Annotated in this window: 19 protein-coding genes; 15 read left to right on the top strand and 4 right to left on the bottom strand. The window is 65.4% G+C overall.

From position 1 onward, the window contains the following. The first annotated feature begins 265 nt into the window (after nt 1-265). The 7 genes from QPK29_RS09535 to QPK29_RS09505 all read left to right on the top strand — a co-directional run bounded on the left by QPK29_RS09535 (nt 266) and on the right by QPK29_RS09505 (nt 6,310). Entirely contained in the window at nt 266-1,150 is an 885-nt protein-coding gene (locus QPK29_RS09535) for a methyltransferase domain-containing protein (protein ID WP_056122607.1), read from the top strand. 402 nt (nt 1,151-1,552) lie between these two features. Next, complete coding sequence (gene coxB / locus QPK29_RS09530; protein ID WP_056122610.1) at nt 1,553-2,746, top strand: cytochrome c oxidase subunit II; 1,194 nt, start codon at nt 1,553-1,555, stop codon at nt 2,744-2,746. Between the two features lie 96 nt (nt 2,747-2,842). Beyond that, nucleotides 2,843-4,450, top strand: coding sequence for a cytochrome c oxidase subunit I (gene ctaD / locus QPK29_RS09525; protein ID WP_371768734.1), 1,608 nt, complete (start codon nt 2,843-2,845; stop codon nt 4,448-4,450). 7 nt (nt 4,451-4,457) lie between these two features. Further along, nucleotides 4,458-4,577, top strand: a complete 120-nt coding sequence (locus tag QPK29_RS09520; RefSeq protein ID WP_229411904.1) for a cytochrome oxidase small assembly protein — start codon at nt 4,458-4,460, stop codon at nt 4,575-4,577. A 7-nt stretch (nt 4,578-4,584) separates the two neighbouring features. Further along, nucleotides 4,585-5,163, top strand: coding sequence for a cytochrome c oxidase assembly protein (locus QPK29_RS09515; protein ID WP_160409655.1), 579 nt, complete (start codon nt 4,585-4,587; stop codon nt 5,161-5,163). Next, nucleotides 5,163-5,384 (top strand): DUF2970 domain-containing protein, encoded by a 222-nt coding sequence (locus tag QPK29_RS09510; RefSeq protein WP_056122616.1) that lies wholly within the window; start codon nt 5,163-5,165, stop codon nt 5,382-5,384. The genes QPK29_RS09515 and QPK29_RS09510 overlap by 1 nt, the downstream gene beginning before the upstream one ends. 68 nt (nt 5,385-5,452) lie before the next feature. After that, nucleotides 5,453-6,310 (top strand): cytochrome c oxidase subunit 3, encoded by an 858-nt coding sequence (locus QPK29_RS09505; RefSeq protein WP_056122619.1) that lies wholly within the window; start codon nt 5,453-5,455, stop codon nt 6,308-6,310. Nucleotides 6,311-6,460: 150 nt separating this feature from the next. Here the strand turns inward: QPK29_RS09505 and QPK29_RS09500 are convergent, their stop codons facing one another. Then, nucleotides 6,461-6,661, bottom strand: coding sequence for a twin transmembrane helix small protein (locus QPK29_RS09500; RefSeq protein ID WP_056122623.1), 201 nt, complete (start codon nt 6,659-6,661; stop codon nt 6,461-6,463). A gap of 40 nt (nt 6,662-6,701) precedes the next feature. Between QPK29_RS09500 and QPK29_RS09495 the strand changes: the two genes are divergently transcribed. The 8 genes from QPK29_RS09495 (at nt 6,702) to QPK29_RS09460 (ending at nt 15,132) form a co-directional block, all read left to right on the top strand. Further along, the gene (locus QPK29_RS09495) at nt 6,702-7,424 is read left to right on the top strand and encodes an SURF1 family protein (RefSeq protein ID WP_371768733.1); all 723 of its coding nucleotides are present in this window, start codon (nt 6,702-6,704) and stop codon (nt 7,422-7,424) included. Continuing rightward, complete coding sequence (locus QPK29_RS09490; protein WP_056122628.1) at nt 7,402-8,031, top strand: SCO family protein; 630 nt, start codon at nt 7,402-7,404, stop codon at nt 8,029-8,031. Before QPK29_RS09495 ends, QPK29_RS09490 begins: the two co-directional genes overlap by 23 nt. A 6-nt stretch (nt 8,032-8,037) precedes the next feature. Further along, nucleotides 8,038-9,195 (top strand): COX15/CtaA family protein, encoded by a 1,158-nt coding sequence (locus QPK29_RS09485; RefSeq protein WP_056122631.1) that lies wholly within the window; start codon nt 8,038-8,040, stop codon nt 9,193-9,195. Continuing rightward, on the top strand, nt 9,192-10,091 hold the full coding sequence (cyoE, locus tag QPK29_RS09480) for a heme o synthase (protein WP_371768732.1): 900 nt from the start codon (nt 9,192-9,194) through the stop codon (nt 10,089-10,091). The genes QPK29_RS09485 and cyoE overlap by 4 nt, the downstream gene beginning before the upstream one ends. An 8-nt stretch (nt 10,092-10,099) precedes the next feature. Next, the gene (locus QPK29_RS09475) at nt 10,100-10,699 is read left to right on the top strand and encodes an SCO family protein (protein ID WP_160409759.1); all 600 of its coding nucleotides are present in this window, start codon (nt 10,100-10,102) and stop codon (nt 10,697-10,699) included. Between the two features lie 30 nt (nt 10,700-10,729). Next, nucleotides 10,730-11,809 carry an AI-2E family transporter gene (locus QPK29_RS09470; protein ID WP_371768731.1) on the top strand — a complete coding sequence of 360 codons (1,080 nt, stop codon included), beginning with the start codon at nt 10,730-10,732 and terminating at the stop codon, nt 11,807-11,809. A 168-nt stretch (nt 11,810-11,977) separates the two neighbouring features. Beyond that, nucleotides 11,978-14,482: a cellulose binding domain-containing protein gene (locus QPK29_RS09465; RefSeq protein WP_400189753.1), complete on the top strand. Its 2,505-nt coding sequence runs from the start codon at nt 11,978-11,980 to the stop codon at nt 14,480-14,482. A 29-nt stretch (nt 14,483-14,511) separates the two neighbouring features. Next, complete coding sequence (locus tag QPK29_RS09460; RefSeq protein ID WP_371768729.1) at nt 14,512-15,132, top strand: PEP-CTERM sorting domain-containing protein; 621 nt, start codon at nt 14,512-14,514, stop codon at nt 15,130-15,132. A 126-nt stretch (nt 15,133-15,258) separates the two neighbouring features. Here the strand turns inward: QPK29_RS09460 and QPK29_RS09455 are convergent, their stop codons facing one another. From QPK29_RS09455 to QPK29_RS09445, 3 genes are read right to left on the bottom strand one after another with little or no spacing between them, the layout of a single operon-like run. Next, on the bottom strand, nt 15,259-16,431 hold the full coding sequence (locus QPK29_RS09455; RefSeq protein ID WP_371768728.1) for an acyltransferase family protein: 1,173 nt from the start codon (nt 16,429-16,431) through the stop codon (nt 15,259-15,261). After that, complete coding sequence (locus tag QPK29_RS09450) at nt 16,428-17,156, bottom strand: LytR/AlgR family response regulator transcription factor (protein ID WP_371768727.1); 729 nt, start codon at nt 17,154-17,156, stop codon at nt 16,428-16,430. Before QPK29_RS09450 ends, QPK29_RS09455 begins: the two co-directional genes overlap by 4 nt. Next, nucleotides 17,153-18,232, bottom strand: coding sequence for a sensor histidine kinase (locus QPK29_RS09445; RefSeq protein ID WP_371768726.1), 1,080 nt, complete (start codon nt 18,230-18,232; stop codon nt 17,153-17,155). Before QPK29_RS09445 ends, QPK29_RS09450 begins: the two co-directional genes overlap by 4 nt. Nucleotides 18,233-18,234: the final 2 nt, after the last annotated feature.

Raw genomic sequence — 18,234 nt, 5'->3', positions numbered from 1 at the left:
GAGCGACGGTATCTCGGCTAGCGGGTTTGCGCATTGGCCGCACCGCATCCGCCGCGCCCCCGCATATGCCTCCCGGCACGCCGCGCACACGACATCATCGCACCCGCCCCCGCACAGGGCGCACATCGACGGCACCAGCACGCGCAGCCAATGCCGCAGGGACAAATAACGGGCCGTCATCGTAAGTTCCACCCATCATGTACACTCCCGCCATTATCCCATTCACCGCAGCCCCATCATGGTTTCACCCCAAGCCCCCTCCAGGATGAGCGCCCCGATCGATCCGGTCCGCGTGCGCCAGCTGTTCGCCGACCCCGCCCGGGTCGCGCCATCCGATTTCCTGCGGCGCGAGATCGCCAGCCGCATGTTCGACCGCCTGACGCTCGTCAAGACCGCGCCGCGCCAGGTGCTCGACGCCGGCTGCGGCACCGGTGTCGACATCGCCGAGCTGCAGAAGCGCTACCCGGCCGCGCAGGTGCTCGGCCTGGACGCCGTGCCGGCCATGCTGGCGGCCGCCGGAGCCGCCACGTCGGCGCCCCGGTCCCTGTTGAGCCGTTTGCTCCCCGCCAAAGCCGGCATCGATCTCGTTTGCGCGGACTTCGGCAACCTGCCGTTCGGCCCGAACTCGCTCGACCTGGTCTGGTCGAACCTGGCATTGCACTGGCATCCTCAGCCCGACCGCGTGTTCGCCGAGTGGCGTCGCGTGCTGCGCGTGGATGGCTTGCTGATGTTTTCGAATTTCGGTCCGGACACGTTCCGCGAACTGCGTGCCGCGTTCGCGGCGATGGACGAGACCCCGCACACGCTGCCGTTCGTCGACATGCACGACTTCGGCGACCAGCTCGTGGAAGCGGGGTTCACGACGCCCGTCATGGACATGGAACAGATCACGGTGACGTACGACTCGGCCGACAAGCTGCTGGCCGACGTGCGCGCGTTCGGCGGCAACCCGCTGGCAACGCGCCGCCGCGGCCTCGTCGGCCGGGCGGCGTGGCAGCGCATGCGCGACGCGCTGGAAGCGGGCCGCCGTGCGGACGGCAAGCTGGGCCTGACGTTCGAGGTCATCTACGGCCACGCTTTCCGGCCGGCACCGAAGACGACGGCCGCGGGCGAGGCGATCGTCCGCTTCCAGCCGCCCAAGCCGCGGTAAGACCCATGCATCCTGTATACGATCGCGGTAATTTTCCTTGAATAAAAATTACCGCTTTCAGTATAATCAAACACACTTTTTTCGACTGGATCAAAAAAGCGCTAAAAAATTAAGCATAAAGGCGTGAAGTCGAGGGTTGGAGCATCACCCGGGGATACAAGGCAGCGTATCGGGTATCCCCCGCAAGCAAGGTTTGAAGGCATCGTTCAACGAGGGTTCCAGACGGTTCCCGGCTGGACGGTGTCGAGTCCCGAAGCGCCCGCCGGCGCGACGGGAAGTGGTTGCGTTTAGTTTAAAAAGGATTTCAGAACGGAAGTTGTCTTCCGTGGTTCCTCCATGGCGAGCCAGAGGAGGGCCGCTTCCGTTCTAGAAATTTCTCTTCTAAAGGTGGTTGGGGACAACATGACATATGCAAAACGATTCAAAGCGTTGATGCTCGGTCTCGCAGTAGCGGCCAGCATCCCGGCGATGGCGGCTACCGAGCCCGTCATTACCGGTCGTCCAGTGGAACATCAGCTCAACATGCAGGCGCCCGTGACGGGCATTGCGGCCTATATCTACAGCCTGCATAACTGGATGATGGTGGTCTGCCTGGTCATCTTCATCGGCGTGTTCGGCGTCATGTTCTATTCGGTGTTCAAGCACCGCAAGTCCCTCGGCCACAAACCGGCCACCTTCCACGAATCCACCACGGTCGAGATCGCCTGGACCGTCATACCGTTCCTGATCGTCATCGGCATGGCCCTGCCGGCCACGCACGCCGTCGTGCAGATGAAGGACACTTCCAACCCGGACCTGACCATCAAGGTCACCGGCATGCAATGGAAATGGGGCTATGACTACCTGAAGGGCGAGGGCGAAGGCATCTCGTTCCTGTCGAACCTGGCCACGCCGCGCACGCAGGTGGGCGAGCCGGGCATCGCACCGACCGAGAAGCGCACCGAGAACTACCTGCTCGAGGTCGACAATCCCGTCGTCGTCCCGGTCGGCAAGAAGGTCCGCCTCGTGCTGACCGCCAACGACGTGATCCACTCGTGGACGATTCCCGCCTTCGCCGTCAAGCAGGACGCCATCCCCGGCTTCGTGCGCGACACGTGGTTCAAGGCCGAGCAGATCGGCACGTACCGCGGCAACTGCGTCGAGCTGTGCGGCAAGGAACACGCGTTCATGCCGATCGTCGTGAAAGTCGTCTCCGCTGAAGACTACACTGCATGGGTGAACGGCGAGAAGACCCGCATGGCCGCGCTGGCCGACGACCCGAACAAGGTCTGGACCATCGACGAACTCAAGACGAAGGGCGAGAAAGTCTACGCCGCCAATTGCGTGGCCTGCCACCAGGCCAACGGCCAGGGCGTGCCGAGCGCATTTGCCGCGCTGGTCGGTTCGCCGGTCGTACTCGGTCCCAAGGCCGAACAGATCGCCGTGCTGCTGAATGGCAAGCACAGCGGTAAGTATCCGTCGGCGATGCCGGCGTGGAAGCAGCTGTCGGATTCCGAGATCGCTTCCGTCATCACTTATACCCGCAATAACTGGACCAACAAGGCCGACGAGAACATCGTCCAGCCTTCCGAAGTCCTGGCTGCCCGCGGCAAATAAGACAAGACAAGCAACAAGCGTTTGGATTACAGGGACCGGGCCGTCACCGCGTCACCGCACCACGGCCTTGCTGTCCCGCACGACTAGGATACTGACATGACTTCCCCTACTATCGATCACACTCATACCGGAACAAATGAGCATGGCCACGACCACGCGCACGACCACCCGGTCGGCGCGCGCCGCTGGCTCTTTGCCACCAACCACAAGGACATCGGTACGCTGTACATGTGGTTCGCGTTCATCATGCTGCTCTCGGGCGGCGTGCTGGCGCTGATGATCCGCACCGAGCTGTTCCAGCCCGGCCTGCAGTTCTTCCGCCCCGAATTCTTCAACCAGCTGACCACCATGCACGGCATCGTGATGGTGTTCGGTGCGATCATGCCGGCGTTCGTCGGCTTCGCCAACTGGATGATCCCGCTGCAGATCGGCGCATCCGACATGGCGTTCGCGCGCATGAACAACTTCTCGTTCTGGCTGCTGCCGCCGGCCGCGATCCTGCTCGCGACGTCGTTCTTCGTCCCGGGCGGCGCCACCGCCGCCGGCTGGACGCTGTACGCGCCGTTGTCGACGCAGATGGGCCCGGGCATGGACATGGCGATCTTCGCCCTGCACATCATGGGCGCGTCGTCGATCATGGGTTCCATCAACATCATCGTCACGATCCTGAACATGCGCGCACCGGGCCTGACGCTGATGAAGATGCCGATGTTCTGCTGGACCTGGCTGATCACCGCCTACCTGCTGATCGCCGTGATGCCGGTCCTGGCCGGCGCCATCACGATGACCCTGACCGACCGTCACTTCGGCACCTCGTTCTTCAACGCGGCCGGCGGCGGCGACCCGGTCATGTACCAGCACATTTTCTGGTTCTTCGGCCACCCCGAGGTCTACATCATGATCCTGCCGGCCTTCGGCATCGTCTCGCAGATCATCCCGGCCTTCGCCCGCAAGCCGCTGTTCGGCTACGCATCGATGGTGTACGCGACGGCTTCCATCGCGATCCTGTCGTTCATCGTGTGGGCCCACCACATGTTCACCACCGGCATGCCGGTGACGAGCCAGCTGTTCTTCATGTACGCCACCATGCTGATCGCGGTGCCGACCGGCGTGAAAGTGTTCAACTGGGTCGCGACGATGTGGAAGGGCTCGATGACGTTCGAGACCCCGATGCTGTTTGCCGTCGGCTTCATCTTCGTGTTCACGATGGGCGGCTTCACGGGCCTGATCCTGGCCGTGACCCCGATCGACATCCAGGTGCAGGACACGTATTACGTCGTCGCCCACTTCCACTACGTGCTGGTCGCCGGCTCGCTGTTCGCCCTGTTCGCCGGCTTCTACTACTGGGCACCGAAGTGGACCGGCCACATGTATCCGGAACTGCGCGGCAAGATTCACTTCTGGAACTCGCTGTTCTGGTTTAACCTGACGTTCTTCCCGATGCACTTCCTGGGCCTGGCCGGCATGCCGCGCCGTTACGCCGACTATGCCGTGCAGTTCACGGACTTCAACCAGATCGTCTCGATCGGCGCGTTCGGCTTCGGCCTGTCGCAGGTGTACTTCCTGTTCTTCGTCGTGCTGCCGACCATCCGTGGCGGCAAGCCGGCCGAAGCGAAGCCGTGGGAAGGCGCCGAGGGCCTGGAGTGGACCGTGCCGAGCCCGGCGCCGTTCCACACCTTCGAAACGCCGCCGCTGGTGAAGTGAGATCGCGATGAACGATGATCGTTCGCAGCAGATCAGGAAGAACAACCGGCGCACGGCCCTGTGGCTGGCCGGGCTCGCGCTGTTCTTCTTCGTCGTGCTGTTCGTCAAGCGCCTGTGGCTGAACTGAGGCTGTCATGCAAGCGGAAACGAATGCAGGCCGCCACGAGGACAGTGGCCGCCTGCGGCTGAATCGCACCACGCTGATCAAGCTGATCGTCGTGGCCGGCATCATGTTCGGCTTCGGCTATGCGCTGGTGCCGATTTACCGCCAGGTGTGCGAGGCGCTCGGCATCAACGTGCTCACGCAGAAGGACGGCACGGTGGCGCGGCCCGCCAACACCCAGGTCGACCTGGCGCGCACGATCACGGTGGAACTGGACGGCAACGCCCAGGGCCCGTGGCGCTTCCGCCCGACGCAGCGCAGCATCGACGTGCACCCGGGCGAAATGGCGACCGTCGTCTACGAAGTCGTGAATACGCAGGGCCGTACGGTGAAGGCGCAGGCCATTCCGAGCTACGCGCCGCAGTCCGCGGCGCCGCATTTTAAAAAGGTCGAGTGCTTCTGCTTCAAGGAGCAGGTGCTGAAACCGCACGAGGCGCGCCAGATGCCGGTCGTGTTCTTCATCGACCCGAAGCTGCCGCGCGAAGTGAAGAACATCACGCTGTCGTACACGTTCTTTGAAATCGGTGGCGCCGTGACGGCGCAAAAATAATGGCCAACGACGACCAACGTGAACCTGTAAAAACCGCGTCGTTCGGCGCCACGATGAAGGCCGTGTTCTGGTCGTTCTTCGGCGTGCGCAAGCGCCGCGACTACGAGCACGACGCGGCCAACCTGAACCCGATCCACGTGATCGTGGGCGGGCTGATCGGGGTGGCGCTGTTCATCGGCATCCTGGTGTTCGTCGTGCGCATGGTCGTGGCAAAAAGTTAAAACACACAGCAATACGAAGGCGGGGAAGTACCCGACATTCGAAACAATGCTTGATTGAGGAGATATATATGAGTTCGCCCCATTCCGCGCCGTACTATTTCATCCCCGGCCCATCGCGCTGGCCGATGGCAGCCGGCATCTCGATGCTGGTCACGATGGCCGGCGCTTCCGGCTGGGTCAACGGCACCGCCTGGGGACCGGGCGTGTGCACCGCCGGCATCGTCGCCATGCTGATCGTGCTCTATAACTGGTTCGGCGACGCCATCGGCGAGTCGGAATCCGGCAAGTACGGCGAGCGTGTCGACCTGTCCTACCGCTGGTCGATGAGCTGGTTCATCTTTTCCGAGGTGATGTTCTTCGGCGCCTTCTTCGGCGCGCTGTTCTACGCACGAGCGATCTCGATGCCGTGGCTGTCCGACCTCGACCACAAGGTCATCTGGCCGGACTATTCGGGTCACTGGGGCAACATCGGCCCGGCCGGCACCGTGGAGCAGTTCAGCACCATGGGCCCGTTCCCGATCCCGACCATCAACACGGCACTGCTGCTGACCTCGGGCGTGACCCTGACCATCGCCCACCACGCCCTGCGCGCCGGCCACCGCGCCCGCACCGCGCTGTTCCTGTTCGCGACGATCCTGCTGGGCGCCATCTTCATGGGCTTCCAGGCGTATGAATACCACCACGCGTACAGCGAACTGAACCTGAAGCTGACCTCGGGCATCTACGGCTCGACCTTCTTCATGCTCACGGGCTTCCACGGCTTTCACGTGACGATGGGTGCGATCATGCTGTCGGTCGTGCTGTACCGCGTACTGCGCGGCCACTTCACGCCGGAACATCACTTCGCGTTCGAAGGTGCGGCGTGGTACTGGCACTTCGTCGACGTCGTGTGGCTGGGGCTGTACGTCGTCGTGTACTGGCTGTAATTAAGGTAGCCTTGAGACCGTCGTTCCCGCGAAAGCGGGAACCCATACTGAACAACAGAACCCCGTCAGTTGGATGCACCGCGCTGTTTCCAGCAAATCGACTCCGGGCCTTCAGCATGGGTTCCCGCCTGCGCGGGAACGACGTTTTTGTTAGTGCAGTCCTTTCGGCTGAATCCACCCCATCTTGTACGCGAACAGCACGAACAGGAACAACGTGATCGACAGCCCGACCCGCATCGCCAGCGCCTGCACGGTGCGGTTGCTGCGGCCCTTGTCGCGCATCAGGAAGAACAGGGCGGAGGCGAGGCTGCCGATGATGAGCACGAAGGCGATGGCGACGACGGTTTTCATGGGCGGCCGGTAGAGTTTGTTTGGGTTGTACGATCATTGTATGCGACTGCGCTTCCGTTTCAGAACCATTCCTTTCCTCGCGACGCTCGTGCTGGTCGCGGTCGGCATCCTGCTCGGCAACTGGCAGGTGCGCCGCGCGGCCGAGAAGACGATGCTGCAGGCCCGGCTCACGCAGCGTACGGCCTTGCCGCCGCTCGTGCTCGACGGGACGCCGGTCGATCCGGCCGCCGTCGAATATCGCCGTGTCGTTGTGACCGGGGAATTCGTCTCCAACTGGCCGCTGTTCCTCGACAACCGGCCGCTCGAAGGCCGTACCGGATTCGTTTTGCTGATGCCGTTTAGAATAGCGGGTAGCGACGAGGTCGTCCTCGTCGCGCGCGGCTGGGTCCCGCGCGATCCGGCCGTGCACGATCGCGTGCCGCAGGTGGCGACGCCAAGCGGCCGCACGACCATCGAAGGCCTGGCGATCCTGCATCCGGCGCGCGTGATGGAACTCGGCAAGGCGCCGCCGCCCCGGCCCGGCGCCATCGTCCAGAATGTCGACCCGGCCGGCTTCGCCCAGGCGAGCAGCCTGCGCACGCTGCCCGTGCTGGTGGAGCAGACGAATGCGGACGGTTCCGACCTCACCCGCACATGGCCCGCCCCCGCGGTCGACGTCGACCGCAACAAGGGCTACGCGTTCCAGTGGTATGCGCTGGCGGCGATGGCCTTTCTATTTTTTGTGATAACAGGATTTCGAAGTGGAACCAAACAAGCTGGCTGAACCGGCAATCGACCCGAAGAGCGTTCGCAAGCGCGGCCGCTGGATGCTGTGGCTGGTGCTGCTCGTGTGCGCATCGCCGATGATCGCGTCGTATTTCACCTATTACGTCATCAAGCCCGAAAAGCGCAACAACTACGGCACCCTGATCGACCAGCGCGCCCATCCGGTCCCCGCGATGGCGACGACCACGCTGGACGGCCGTCCGCAGGCGCTGGAACAGTTCAAGGGCAAGTGGGTCATGTTGATGGTCGGGCCGGGCGCATGCCCCGACTCTTGCCGGAAGCAGCTCTTCGCGCTGCGCCAGCTGCGCCTGATGCAAGGGAAGGAAGCCGACCGCATCGAGCGCGTCTGGCTCATCACCGACCGGGAACCGCTGGACACGCTGATCATCCGCGAATACGACGGCACGCACATGCTGCGCGCGGATGGCGCGACGGTCGCGTCCTGGCTGCCGGCCGACACGGGTACGACACCGGCCGACCACATCTACCTGATCGACCCGCTGGGCCACCTGATGATGCGCTTCCCGAAGGATCCGCAGCTGCAGGAAGTGCGCAAGGTGTACAAGGACATCAACAAGCTGTTGAAGGCGTCGGCCGTCGGCTAAAGCGCAATGGAAGTCTCGAATTTCATCCTGCTGGCCCTGACCGGCATCCTGGCGGCCAGCGTGCCGCTCGCGCTCGTGTGGACGGCGACGGGCACCCATAAATACCGCAAGCTGGCGTGGGTGATCGCGTTCTTCACGTTCGACCTGATCGTCTTCGGCGGTTTTACGCGCCTGACGGACTCCGGCCTCGGCTGCCCCGACTGGCCGGGCTGCTACGGCGAAGCGAACCCGTTCCTCGCGCACGAACACATCGCCGCGGCCGAGGCGCTGATGCCTACCGGACCCGTGACGAAAGTGAAGGCGTGGATCGAGATGATCCACCGCTTCCTCGCGATGGGCATCGGCTTCCTGATCATCGGGTTGATGGTGGCGTCGTGGCTGGAATGGCGCAAGGCGCGGGCACGCGGTGTGCGGCCCACGCATGGCCCGGCGCTGCCGACCCTGCTGTTCCTGTGGGTGTGCGTGCAGGGCGCGTTCGGCGCGTGGACCGTCACCCTGAAACTGCAGCCGGTCATCGTCACCCTGCACCTGCTGTTCGGCCTGACCCTGCTGGCGCTGGCCGTGTGGCTGGGTGGACGCGAGGACAACCTGCTGGCCGCGCCGCCGGCTGCCCCGCCCACCGTGCTACGCAAGCTGCGTCCGCTGGCCTGGCTGTCCGGCGCCGTGCTGCTTGTCCAACTGGCATTGGGCGGGTGGGTGAGTACCAATTACGCGACACTCGCATGTAACGATTTCCCGCTTTGTAATGGACAAATTGTCCCAGAGATGGACTGGCAACATGGCTTCACCTTGTGGCGCGAGCTGGGCAAGACGGCGGCCGGACACTACCTGCCGTTTTCCGCGCTGACGGCGATCCACTGGGTGCACCGCAACTTCGCGCTCGTCGTCGTCCTCGTACTGGGCTATACGGCGTGGCGTGCGTGGCGTCTGCCGGGCCTGCACGGGACGGCGCGCAACCTGGCGCTGGTGCTTATCGCCCAGGCAACGACGGGCATCGCGACGGTGTTCCTGAACTTCCCGTTGCCGATCGCCGTGCTCCACAACGCGGGGGCGGCTGGCCTCGTCCTTCTGGTGACCATGTTAAACTACAAGGTACAGTATCAACTCGAGCTGGCGCTGCGCAGTCCACGACGTGAGGCGGCGACGTCCGCGAGCCACCCATGATTACGCAAACCGCCATCCACAAACCGTCCAGCCGCGTCGCGCAGTACTGGGCGCTGACCAAGCCGCGCGTCACGCAGCTGGCCGTCTTCTGCGCCGTGATCGGCATGTTCCTTGCCACCGACGGCTTTCCGGGCTGGCACGTGCTCGCCTGGGGCACGATCGGCATCTGGCTGCTGGCCGGCGCCGCGTTCGCCGTCAACTGCCTGATCGAGGCGGAAGTCGATGCCCGCATGGCCCGCACGGCGCGCCGCGCCACCGCGATGGGCGAGCTGTCGACCACGCAGGTCCTGATCTTTTCCGCCATCATCGGCGGTGCCGGCATGGGCATCCTGTACACGATGGTCAATCCGCTGACGATGTGGCTGACGTTCGTCACCTTCGTCGGCTATGCGCTGATCTACACGGTCCTGCTGAAACCCAACACGCCGCAGAACATCGTCATCGGCGGCTTGTCGGGCGCGATGCCGCCGGCCCTCGGCTGGGCCGCCGTCGCGAATACCGTGCCGATGGAAGCCTGGCTGCTCGTATTGATCATCTTCGTCTGGACTCCGCCGCACTTCTGGGCCCTGGCCATGTACCGCCGCGACGACTACGTGCGTTCCGGCCTGCCGATGCTGCCCGTCACGCACGGCATGCAGTACACGGGCCAGCAGGTGTGGCTGTATTCCGTCGCGCTGGCGGCCTGCACGCTGTTCCCGTTCGCCGTCGGCATGAGCGGCATCGTGTACCTGGCGGCCGCCATCGTCCTGAACGCGATCTTCCTGCGTCATGGCTGGATGGTCCACAAGCACTACAGCGACCAGGTCGCGCGCAAGGCCTTCGCCTGGTCCATCGTCTACCTGTCGCTGCTGTTCGCCGCGCTGCTCGTCGACCACTACGTGAAACACTACCTCTAGACCCGATGATGAAAAAACTGCTGTCCGTCCTCGTCGCCGCCTGCGCGCTGACCGTCTCCCTCGCCGCATGCGACAAGCTGCCGGGCAAGCAGAAGGAATCCTTCCAGAACACGGACGTCACCGGCCTCGATTACGCAAAAGGCTTCACGCTGACCGACCACACCGGCAAGCCGCGCACGCTGGCCGACTTCAAGGGCAAGGCCGTCGTCGTCTTCTTCGGCTACACGCAATGCCCGGACGTGTGCCCGACCACGATGGCGGAAATGGCCACCGTGATGCAGAAACTGGGACCGCTGGCCGACCAGGTGCAGGTGCTGTTCATCACCCTCGACCCCGAGCGCGACACGCAGGAACTGCTGGCCAACTACGTGCCCGCGTTCGACAAGCGCTTCCTCGGCCTGCGCGGCACGCCCGAGCAGACGGCGAAGACGGCCAAGGAATTCAAGGTGTTCTATTCGAAGGTGCCGGGCACGGACCCGGGCAGCTACACGATCGACCACACGGCCGGCAGCTACGTGTTCGACCGCGACGGCCGCCTGCGCCTGTTCATCCGCCACGGCCAGGGCCCCGATCCTATCGTGCACGATCTGCGTGCGTTATTATCCTGATAATCTTAACGATTCGATTATCGGGATTGCATGGACAAGCGGCCAGGTAGAAACTACACGCGCGCCGGCGTGGTCATTTTACTGACGCTCGGCTGCCTCTACGTCCTGCAACCCTTCCTGGCCGCGATCCTGTTCGCGGCCGCCGTCGTCATCTCGTCCTGGCCGCTGTACCAGCGCCTGCTGCTGCGCCTGCGCGGCCGGCGCACGCTCACCGCGCTGACGATGACGCTGAGTCTCACGCTGCTCGTGATCATCCCGCTGGCGCTCGTCGCGTACAACCTCGCGGACAACGTGGCGTCGTCGTTCGACCAGATCCGCGCCGCTTTGAACCAGGGCGAACTGCTGCCGCCCAAGTGGATCCGCGACATCCCGCTCGTCGGCGACCAGCTCGACAACTACCTGCGCCAGCTCGTCGCCAGCCGCGACCGCATGATGGAACTCGCGCGGCGCATGGTCGAACCGGCGCGGCACGCGCTGCTGTCCGGCGGCATCATGCTGGGCGCGGGCGTCGCGCAAATGAGCCTCGCCGCATTCGTCAGCTTCTTCTTTTACCGCGACGGCGAGGCGCTGATGGCCGTCATCAAGGCCACCATGCACCGCATCATGGACGAGGAGGCGGAATCGGTCGCGGAGACCGTCAGCCAGACCGTGCGCGGCGTGATGTACGGCCTGCTCGGCACGGCGCTGGCGCAGGCGCTCGTCGCCGCGCTGGGCTTTTTCATCGCGGGCGTGCCCGCCGTGCCGCTGCTGTCCGTACTCGTGTTCGTGTCTTCCTTGATTCCCGTCGGGCCGCCGATCGTGTGGGGCGGGGCGGCCATCTGGCTGTTCGCCCAGGGCGAGACGGGATGGGCCATCTTCATGCTCGTGTGGGGCTTCTTCCTGATCAGCGGCGTCGACAACGTCGTGCGCCCGATGCTCATCAGCCGCGGCTCCAGCCTGCCGTTCCTGCTGACCTTACTGGGCGTGCTGGGCGGCGTGATCGCGTTCGGCTTCGTCGGCATGTTCATCGGGCCCACGCTGCTCGCGGTGGGCTACTCGCTGATGAGCGGGTGGACCCATACGAAGGATCCGATCGTCAGGCAGAACGGCAACGGCGTCTTGCCAAAGTAAATTTCCTTGCGGAAATGATATGGTATTTCGTTAGTCACGCTGTTGATTAATGGACTATTAACGCTCGTCTCGTACATACATAATTGTTCGACCTACTACGGTTACCGACCCGCGTTCACGCAGGCGCTGCAAGCCGTCGGGACCTTCTCGAACAAAACGGAGACGATGATGCAACTGAAAAGCACGCTGGCCCTGACGCTGGGTCTGCTGTTCTCGCTGGGCGCGAACGCTGAGACATACCGCTGGGATAACGTCGCCATGGGCAGCGGCGGTTTTGTCAGCGGTGTCGTTCCCAGCAAACTGGAGCGCGGCGTGATCTACGCCCGCACCGACGTGGGCGGTTCCTACCGTTGGGATGCCCATAACGAACGCTGGGTCGCGCTGACGGACTGGATCAGCGAAAGCGATACCGGCCTGATGGGCGTCGAGTCGATCGCGGTCGACCCGCGCAACCCGGGCACCGTCTATATGCTGGCCGGCACCAGCTACTTCAGCAACGGCAAGACCGTGATCATGCGCTCCACCGACTACGGCCAGCATTTCGACCTGGTCGACGTGACGGCCCAGTTCAAGGCCCACGGCAATGGCATGGGCCGCTCGAACGGCGAACGACTGCAGGTCGACCCGGGCTCGAGCAACGTCCTGTTCGTCGGTACGCGCGACAACGGCCTGTTCAAGAGCGTCGATTCAGGCGCGACCTGGACTCATGTGAACGGGCTGAACGTGGCCTCGACGCCCAACGGCAACGGCATCAGCTTCGTGCTGCTCGATCCGACCAGCGTCAGCGGCGGGACGGCCAAGCGCATTGTCGTCGGCGTATCGCGTTACGGCTCGGTCGGACCGAACCTGTACATGAGCAAGGACGGCGGCATCACCTTCGCCCCGGTCGCGGGTGCGCCGGCGAACCTGATGCCGCAGCGCGCGGCATTGACGAACAAGGGCCGCCTGTACCTGACCTATGCCAACGGCGCCGGACCGCACGGCCAGAGCGACAGCGAACCGATGACCACGGGCCAGGTCTGGGAATACAACATGGTCGGCGGCGCCTGGACCAACATCACGCCGGCAGGCATGACCAATGCGTTCGCCGGCATCAGCGTCGACCCGGGCAATCCGAAGCACCTGATCGCGTCGACCACCAACATGTACTGGCTGCAGCACAGGAACCCGGACGGGTACGGCGACCACATCTTCACCTCCTACGACGCCGGCCGCTCCTGGGTCGACCTGATGCAACGCGGCATGGAGATCGACCCGAACGGTATCGACTGGGTCAAGGAATCCTCGATCCACTGGGCCGGCGACGTCGAGTTCGACCCGTTCGATTCGAAGACCGCGTGGGTGATCTCGGGTAACGGCGTGTTCAGGACCACCGATCTCGACGCAACGACGAGCGTCTGGAAGTTCGACGTGAAAGGCATGGAAGAGACCGGTTCGTTCGCCGCCGAGGCCATCCCGGGCGGCCCGTTCGTGTCGGTCATCGGCGACTACGACGGCTTCACCCAGCCCGATCCGTCCCAGTACGCCCTGCGCCATTCCCCAGGCGTCGGCACGACGACCGGCCTGGCCGTGGCGCCGAAGGCGACGCACGTCATGGCGCGGGTCGGCTCGAACGCCATGTACATCTCGACCAATACGGGCGCAAGCTGGCAAAAGGCGCCGACCATGAACGGCAAGTTTGGGAACCTGGCGCTGTCGGCCGATGGCGCCGTGCTGCTGCACAGCCCGGACGGCTCGACCACCACGTATCGCTCGACCGACTTCGGCGCCAACTGGGCGCCGGTGGCAGGCCTGTCCGTGAAGGACGCCTATCCGGTCGCCGACCGGGTCAACCCGGCCAAGTTCTACGTCTACGACATCGGCATGGGCAAGATGCTGGTCAGCACCGACGGCGGCGTGTCGTTCAACGCCACGGCCACCCTGCCGGCCGGCGGCAACAGCCTCGTGCGCGCCACGCCCGGCATCGAGGGCGACGTGTGGGCCTGCGTAGGTTCGAAGGGCATCTCCCATTCGACCGATTCGGGCGCCACGTTCACCAGCGTCGGCGGGATCGGCTCCTGCGGCACCATGGGCCTGGGCAAGGAAGCACCTGGCGCCAGCTATCCGACGCTCTACATGTGGGGTATGGTGGGCACGTCGCGAGGCCTGTTGCGCTCGATCGACATGGGCGCCCACTGGGACCGCGTCAACGACGACGCCCATCAATACGGCGGCACGCTGGGACGCTGGGTCACCGGCGACATGAACACGTATGGCCTGGTATACATGAGCACCAACGGCCGCGGCATCGCCTACGGCAAGATCGACGCGAGCGGCGACGTGCAAGTGGTGCCGCAAGTTCCCGTCAAGCCGGCGCCCACCGCCGTGTGCACGTACGAACTCTCCAGCACCTGGTCGGGCGGCGGCATCGCCACTGTCTCGATCACCAACCAGGGTACGGAGACGCTGCATGGCTGGGAAGTGTCCTGGACCTACAGCGACGGCACGTTCGTGTCGGGCAGCGCGTGGAACGGGGTCGTGACGGGCAGCGCGCCGACATTCACCGCGTCGGACGGCGGCGGCTGGAACAAGGACATCGCGCCAGGCGGCACGGCCTCGCTCGGCTTCGTCATCGCGGGCCAGGATGCGCTGAACGCGACGATCCCGAAAGTGACCGGCGACATCTGCAAATAACGAACCCTGACACAGCAAAGATACCCACCATGAAAAAGACTCTGTTCGCATTGATTGCCAGCGCCAGCCTGATGCTGGCCGGCGCCGCCAACGCCGGTATCCTCGGCTTCGAGGACGTGGCCACGGACGGTGACTTCGCCGGCCTGGGCGACATCAATCCGTACGCCGGCCTGACCTTCAGCGACGACTGGTTTGCCGGCGACACCGGCATCGACGGCTACGGCAACGGCGCCCACGGCGGCACGCATTTCGCCGTGAACGGCTTCGGCTCCGATGGCGCCACCATCGGCAGCGCCACGCCGTTCAGTTTTGCCGGCGCGTGGTTCGCGGCGCCGGACGGTGCTGCGGACAAGGCGTCGTGGATCGCCATCGCCGCCTATGACGCCGCCAATAACCTCATCGGCACGACCGGTCCGGTCGCGATCGGCAGCAGCTACACGTGGGCGGCCGCGGCATTCGACAACGTGTCGTCGCTGACCATCACGCGCGATACCGGCTGGTTCGTCATGGACGACTTCACCACCGCCGCTTCCGTTCCCCCCGGCGGCACGGTGCCCGAGCCGGCCAGCCCGCTGGTGCTCGGCCTGGGTGCGTTCGCCCTGATCCTGGGCCGCGCGCGCCGCCGCAAGGCGCCTGGCTCGGCGGCGTGAGGCCGGTCCGGCATTGAATCGTCGGGCCGGCACGGCGTGCCGGTTCCACAGATGCCCGCCGAGCACGGCGCCATCGTGGCATTGCCGCGGAAGGCCACGACGTCCGCCACGCGCCGCGGTTCACGCTCACGTAGAGCCCGAACAGGAACAGTGCGAGGAAGGTGCGCGATCATCTGCCGTGCGATGGAACGCGTGTTCAGCGGTATGAGCGGTCGTCAGGCGTGCGCGCAGGCGCATGAACGGCGTCTCCACGCAGCGGTACAGCACCCAGCCGCCGGCGATGCCCGCGCCCATGACGGCGACGACGGTGAGCGGTGCGCCCGCATCGATGTGCAGGCGCTCGACGTGCGGCCGCAGCGCCATGAACACGGGCTTGTGCACGAGGTAGACGGCGTACGACCACAGCGCGAGCTGCGACGCGCCGGGGATGTCGATGCGGTTCAGGATGCAGGCGGGGGACAGCGCGGCGCACGTCAGCAGCCCGAAGCCGAGTGCCAGCAGCGAGAAGCCGAACGTCGACGTGACGGCTGTCGTTGGCCAGTCGAGGTGGATGCAGGTCAGGATGCCGACGCTCAGCGCGAGGCCCGCCGCGCACAGCGCGTTCGCATGGCGCAGCAGGCGAGTGAATGCGTGCGGATGGACGTTGCGCAGCAGGGCGATGGCGACGCCGGGCAGCAGTTCGTCGGCGCGGCAGAAGCTCGAATAATAAACCTCGGCCATGAACGCATCGTGCCCGTGCAGCGCATACGCCGCGGCGCGCGTGGCCATGCCCGCGCAGATGCCGCCCGCCAGCAGGCCCCACGCGAGCCGCACGGGAAAGCCGATGCGCGCGAGGGCCAGCACGACGAGGGGCAGCAGCAGATAAAACTGCTCCTCGATGCACAGCGACCAGGAGTGTGTAAACGTCTGGCCGTAGGCGAGCCCGAAGTTCTGCGTGAACGTCAGGAAGCGCCACGGCGCCGCCATGCCCGAACCGCCGAGCGGCGCGCCGGGGAACAACCAGTACACCACCAGTACGACGTAGTAATTGGGCAGCGTCCGCAGGAGGCGCCTCACGAAGAAGGTCTTCAGCGACAGGGATTCTCCGCGCGCGGCGGGGGCGAGCAGCTGGTTGCCTATCAGGTAGCCGCTCAATACGAAGAACAGGTCGACGCCGGCCCAGCCGACCTTGCCGACGACCCCGAACGTGGGTGCGTGGCTGACGAAACCCGTGTAGTGGCTCGTCAGGACGAGCAGGATGGCGGCGGCGCGCAGCAGGTCGAGGCCGCGCAGGCGGTAAGTGGAAGCAGATTGGGTCATGGGTGTGTATGGAAGGCCAGCGCCTGCGTCAGCGCCGGCATGTAGGTACGGCTCGCGCGCAGCAAGGTGCCGTCGCGCAGGCGCAGCATGGCGTCGCGGTTCGTCAGCGCGCGCAATTCGGCGACCACGTCCAGGCGCACGATGCTGGACCGGTGCACGCGCTGGAACCGGGCCGGATCGAGGCGCCGGGCCAGTTCCTGCAGCGGTTCGCGCACCAGGTAGGTCTTGCCGCCGGCGTGCAGCGTGGCGTAGTCGCCGTCGGCCTCGATGCGCTCGACGTCGGCCGCCTCGACGAGCACCGTGCGGGTGCCCACGCGCACGGTGAAGGTGCGCGTCCATGCCGGCGGCGTGACTGGGCGCAGGTGCGTCATGGCCGTGCGGGCGCGGTCCAGTGCGTCGTCCAGGCGGTCGTCGTCGACGGGTTTCAACAGATAGTCGAGGGCGGCCAGGTCGAAGGCGCGCACGGCGAAGGTGTCGTGGGCCGTGAGCAGGATCGCCAGCGGACGCGTGGCGCGGGGCAGGGCGGCCAGCATGTCGAGGCCGTTCTTGCCGGGCATCTCGACGTCGACGAACACGAGATCGGGCCGGATCGCCGCGAGGCCGGCGGCGGCCGTGTCGCCGTCGCCGTATTCCGCCACCAGTTCCAGGTCCGCGTGGCGCGCCAGCCGCGCCTTCACGGCGAGCCGGGCCAGCGGTTCGTCGTCGACGATCGCGACGCGCATCATGCCGCCACCTCAGTGTTCACCCTGAGGGGCAACGTCAGCGACACGTGGAAGCGGCCGTCGTCGCGCCAGCCCGCGTCCACGCGCTGGGCGTCGCCGTACAAATGGCGCAGGCGGTTCGCAACGTTGGCCAGGCCGATGCCGCCGCCGGCTTGCGTCGGCTGCGTGCCGTCGTTGCGCACGTCCACGCGCAGGCGGTCGTCCACACGCGCGACGCGGATGTCGATGCGCCCCGCAGCGGAGGACACCCCGGCCATGGGCGCGATGCCGTGGCGGACCGCGTTCTCGACGAGCGGCTGCAGCATCAGGTAGGGCACGGCGGCATCGAGCAGGTCGGGCCCCGCATGCATCGCCAGTTGCAGGCGTTCGCCGAGGCGCGCCTTCTCGATGTCGAGATAGGCTTCCGTCAGCGCCAGTTCCTCGGCCAGCGTGTGCTCGTGGCGGCCGTCGTGCGCCAGCGTGGCACGGAGAAAATCGGACACGCGGGCGAGCATGCGGTTCGCGTCGCGGTTGGCGCCGGCCGCGACGAGGGCCGACACCGCGTTCAGCGTGTTGAACAGGAAGTGCGGATTGACCTGCAGGCGCAGCGCGCGCAGTTCGGCGTCGCGCGCGTCCGCGAGCGCCTGCGCGAGGCGTAGCCGGGTGCGCTGCAGCGACAGGTAGTACACGGTCACCGCATGCATCGCGCAGAACGCGACCAGCGCGAGCCAGCAGCCGTCCAGGCCGCGCAGGAGGTCGTCCCAGTGGTAGCCCGTCTCCAGCCCGAGCGCGATCGACAGCCACTGGCCCAGCAGCGAGTTCGCGACCGCCATCGCATACGACGCCGCGAGCAGGATCAGCGTCATCGCCCACCACGCGCGGCCCTGGCGCCACAACGCGCGCTGCAGCAGGACCAGCGGCACGGTCCAGACGGCGCAAGCGACGAAGAACAGCGTGCGAAACATGGGCGCGTAACCGTGGCCCAGCGCAGGCAGGCCGAGGATCACCATGCAGGTGAACACCGGCAGGGCGGCGAGGACGGGGACGAGCAGGGGCGTGTCTTCTTTCACGGCGGCGTGGCGTATGGACGGATCGGCCATTC

The sequence above is a fragment of the Massilia orientalis genome (genome assembly GCF_030411975.2).
Taxonomy (GTDB): domain Bacteria; phylum Pseudomonadota; class Gammaproteobacteria; order Burkholderiales; family Burkholderiaceae_D; genus Telluria; species Telluria orientalis.
This window is presented reverse-complemented; position numbering and strand designations above follow the sequence as displayed.

What these genes read in the sequence shown, in the direction of transcription:
- QPK29_RS09505 (WP_056122619.1), top strand. Translation starts at nt 5,453, where the DNA reads ATGAGTTCGCCCCATTCCGCGCCGTACTATTTCATCCCCGGCCCATCG.
- QPK29_RS09515 (WP_160409655.1), top strand. Translation starts at nt 4,585, where the DNA reads ATGCAAGCGGAAACGAATGCAGGCCGCCACGAGGACAGTGGCCGCCTG.
- cyoE (WP_371768732.1), top strand. Translation starts at nt 9,192, where the DNA reads ATGATTACGCAAACCGCCATCCACAAACCGTCCAGCCGCGTCGCGCAG.
- QPK29_RS09485 (WP_056122631.1), top strand. Translation starts at nt 8,038, where the DNA reads ATGGAAGTCTCGAATTTCATCCTGCTGGCCCTGACCGGCATCCTGGCG.
- QPK29_RS09475 (WP_160409759.1), top strand. Translation starts at nt 10,100, where the DNA reads ATGAAAAAACTGCTGTCCGTCCTCGTCGCCGCCTGCGCGCTGACCGTC.
- QPK29_RS09510 (WP_056122616.1), top strand. Translation starts at nt 5,163, where the DNA reads ATGGCCAACGACGACCAACGTGAACCTGTAAAAACCGCGTCGTTCGGC.
- QPK29_RS09450 (WP_371768727.1), bottom strand. Translation starts at nt 17,156, where the DNA reads ATGATGCGCGTCGCGATCGTCGACGACGAACCGCTGGCCCGGCTCGCC.
- QPK29_RS09460 (WP_371768729.1), top strand. Translation starts at nt 14,512, where the DNA reads ATGAAAAAGACTCTGTTCGCATTGATTGCCAGCGCCAGCCTGATGCTG.
- QPK29_RS09445 (WP_371768726.1), bottom strand. Translation starts at nt 18,232, where the DNA reads ATGGCCGATCCGTCCATACGCCACGCCGCCGTGAAAGAAGACACGCCC.
- coxB (WP_056122610.1), top strand. Translation starts at nt 1,553, where the DNA reads ATGACATATGCAAAACGATTCAAAGCGTTGATGCTCGGTCTCGCAGTA.
- QPK29_RS09520 (WP_229411904.1), top strand. Translation starts at nt 4,458, where the DNA reads ATGAACGATGATCGTTCGCAGCAGATCAGGAAGAACAACCGGCGCACG.
- QPK29_RS09455 (WP_371768728.1), bottom strand. Translation starts at nt 16,431, where the DNA reads ATGACCCAATCTGCTTCCACTTACCGCCTGCGCGGCCTCGACCTGCTG.
- QPK29_RS09535 (WP_056122607.1), top strand. Translation starts at nt 266, where the DNA reads ATGAGCGCCCCGATCGATCCGGTCCGCGTGCGCCAGCTGTTCGCCGAC.
- ctaD (WP_371768734.1), top strand. Translation starts at nt 2,843, where the DNA reads ATGACTTCCCCTACTATCGATCACACTCATACCGGAACAAATGAGCAT.
- QPK29_RS09465 (WP_400189753.1), top strand. Translation starts at nt 11,978, where the DNA reads ATGCAACTGAAAAGCACGCTGGCCCTGACGCTGGGTCTGCTGTTCTCG.
- QPK29_RS09495 (WP_371768733.1), top strand. Translation starts at nt 6,702, where the DNA reads ATGCGACTGCGCTTCCGTTTCAGAACCATTCCTTTCCTCGCGACGCTC.
- QPK29_RS09470 (WP_371768731.1), top strand. Translation starts at nt 10,730, where the DNA reads ATGGACAAGCGGCCAGGTAGAAACTACACGCGCGCCGGCGTGGTCATT.
- QPK29_RS09500 (WP_056122623.1), bottom strand. Translation starts at nt 6,661, where the DNA reads ATGAAAACCGTCGTCGCCATCGCCTTCGTGCTCATCATCGGCAGCCTC.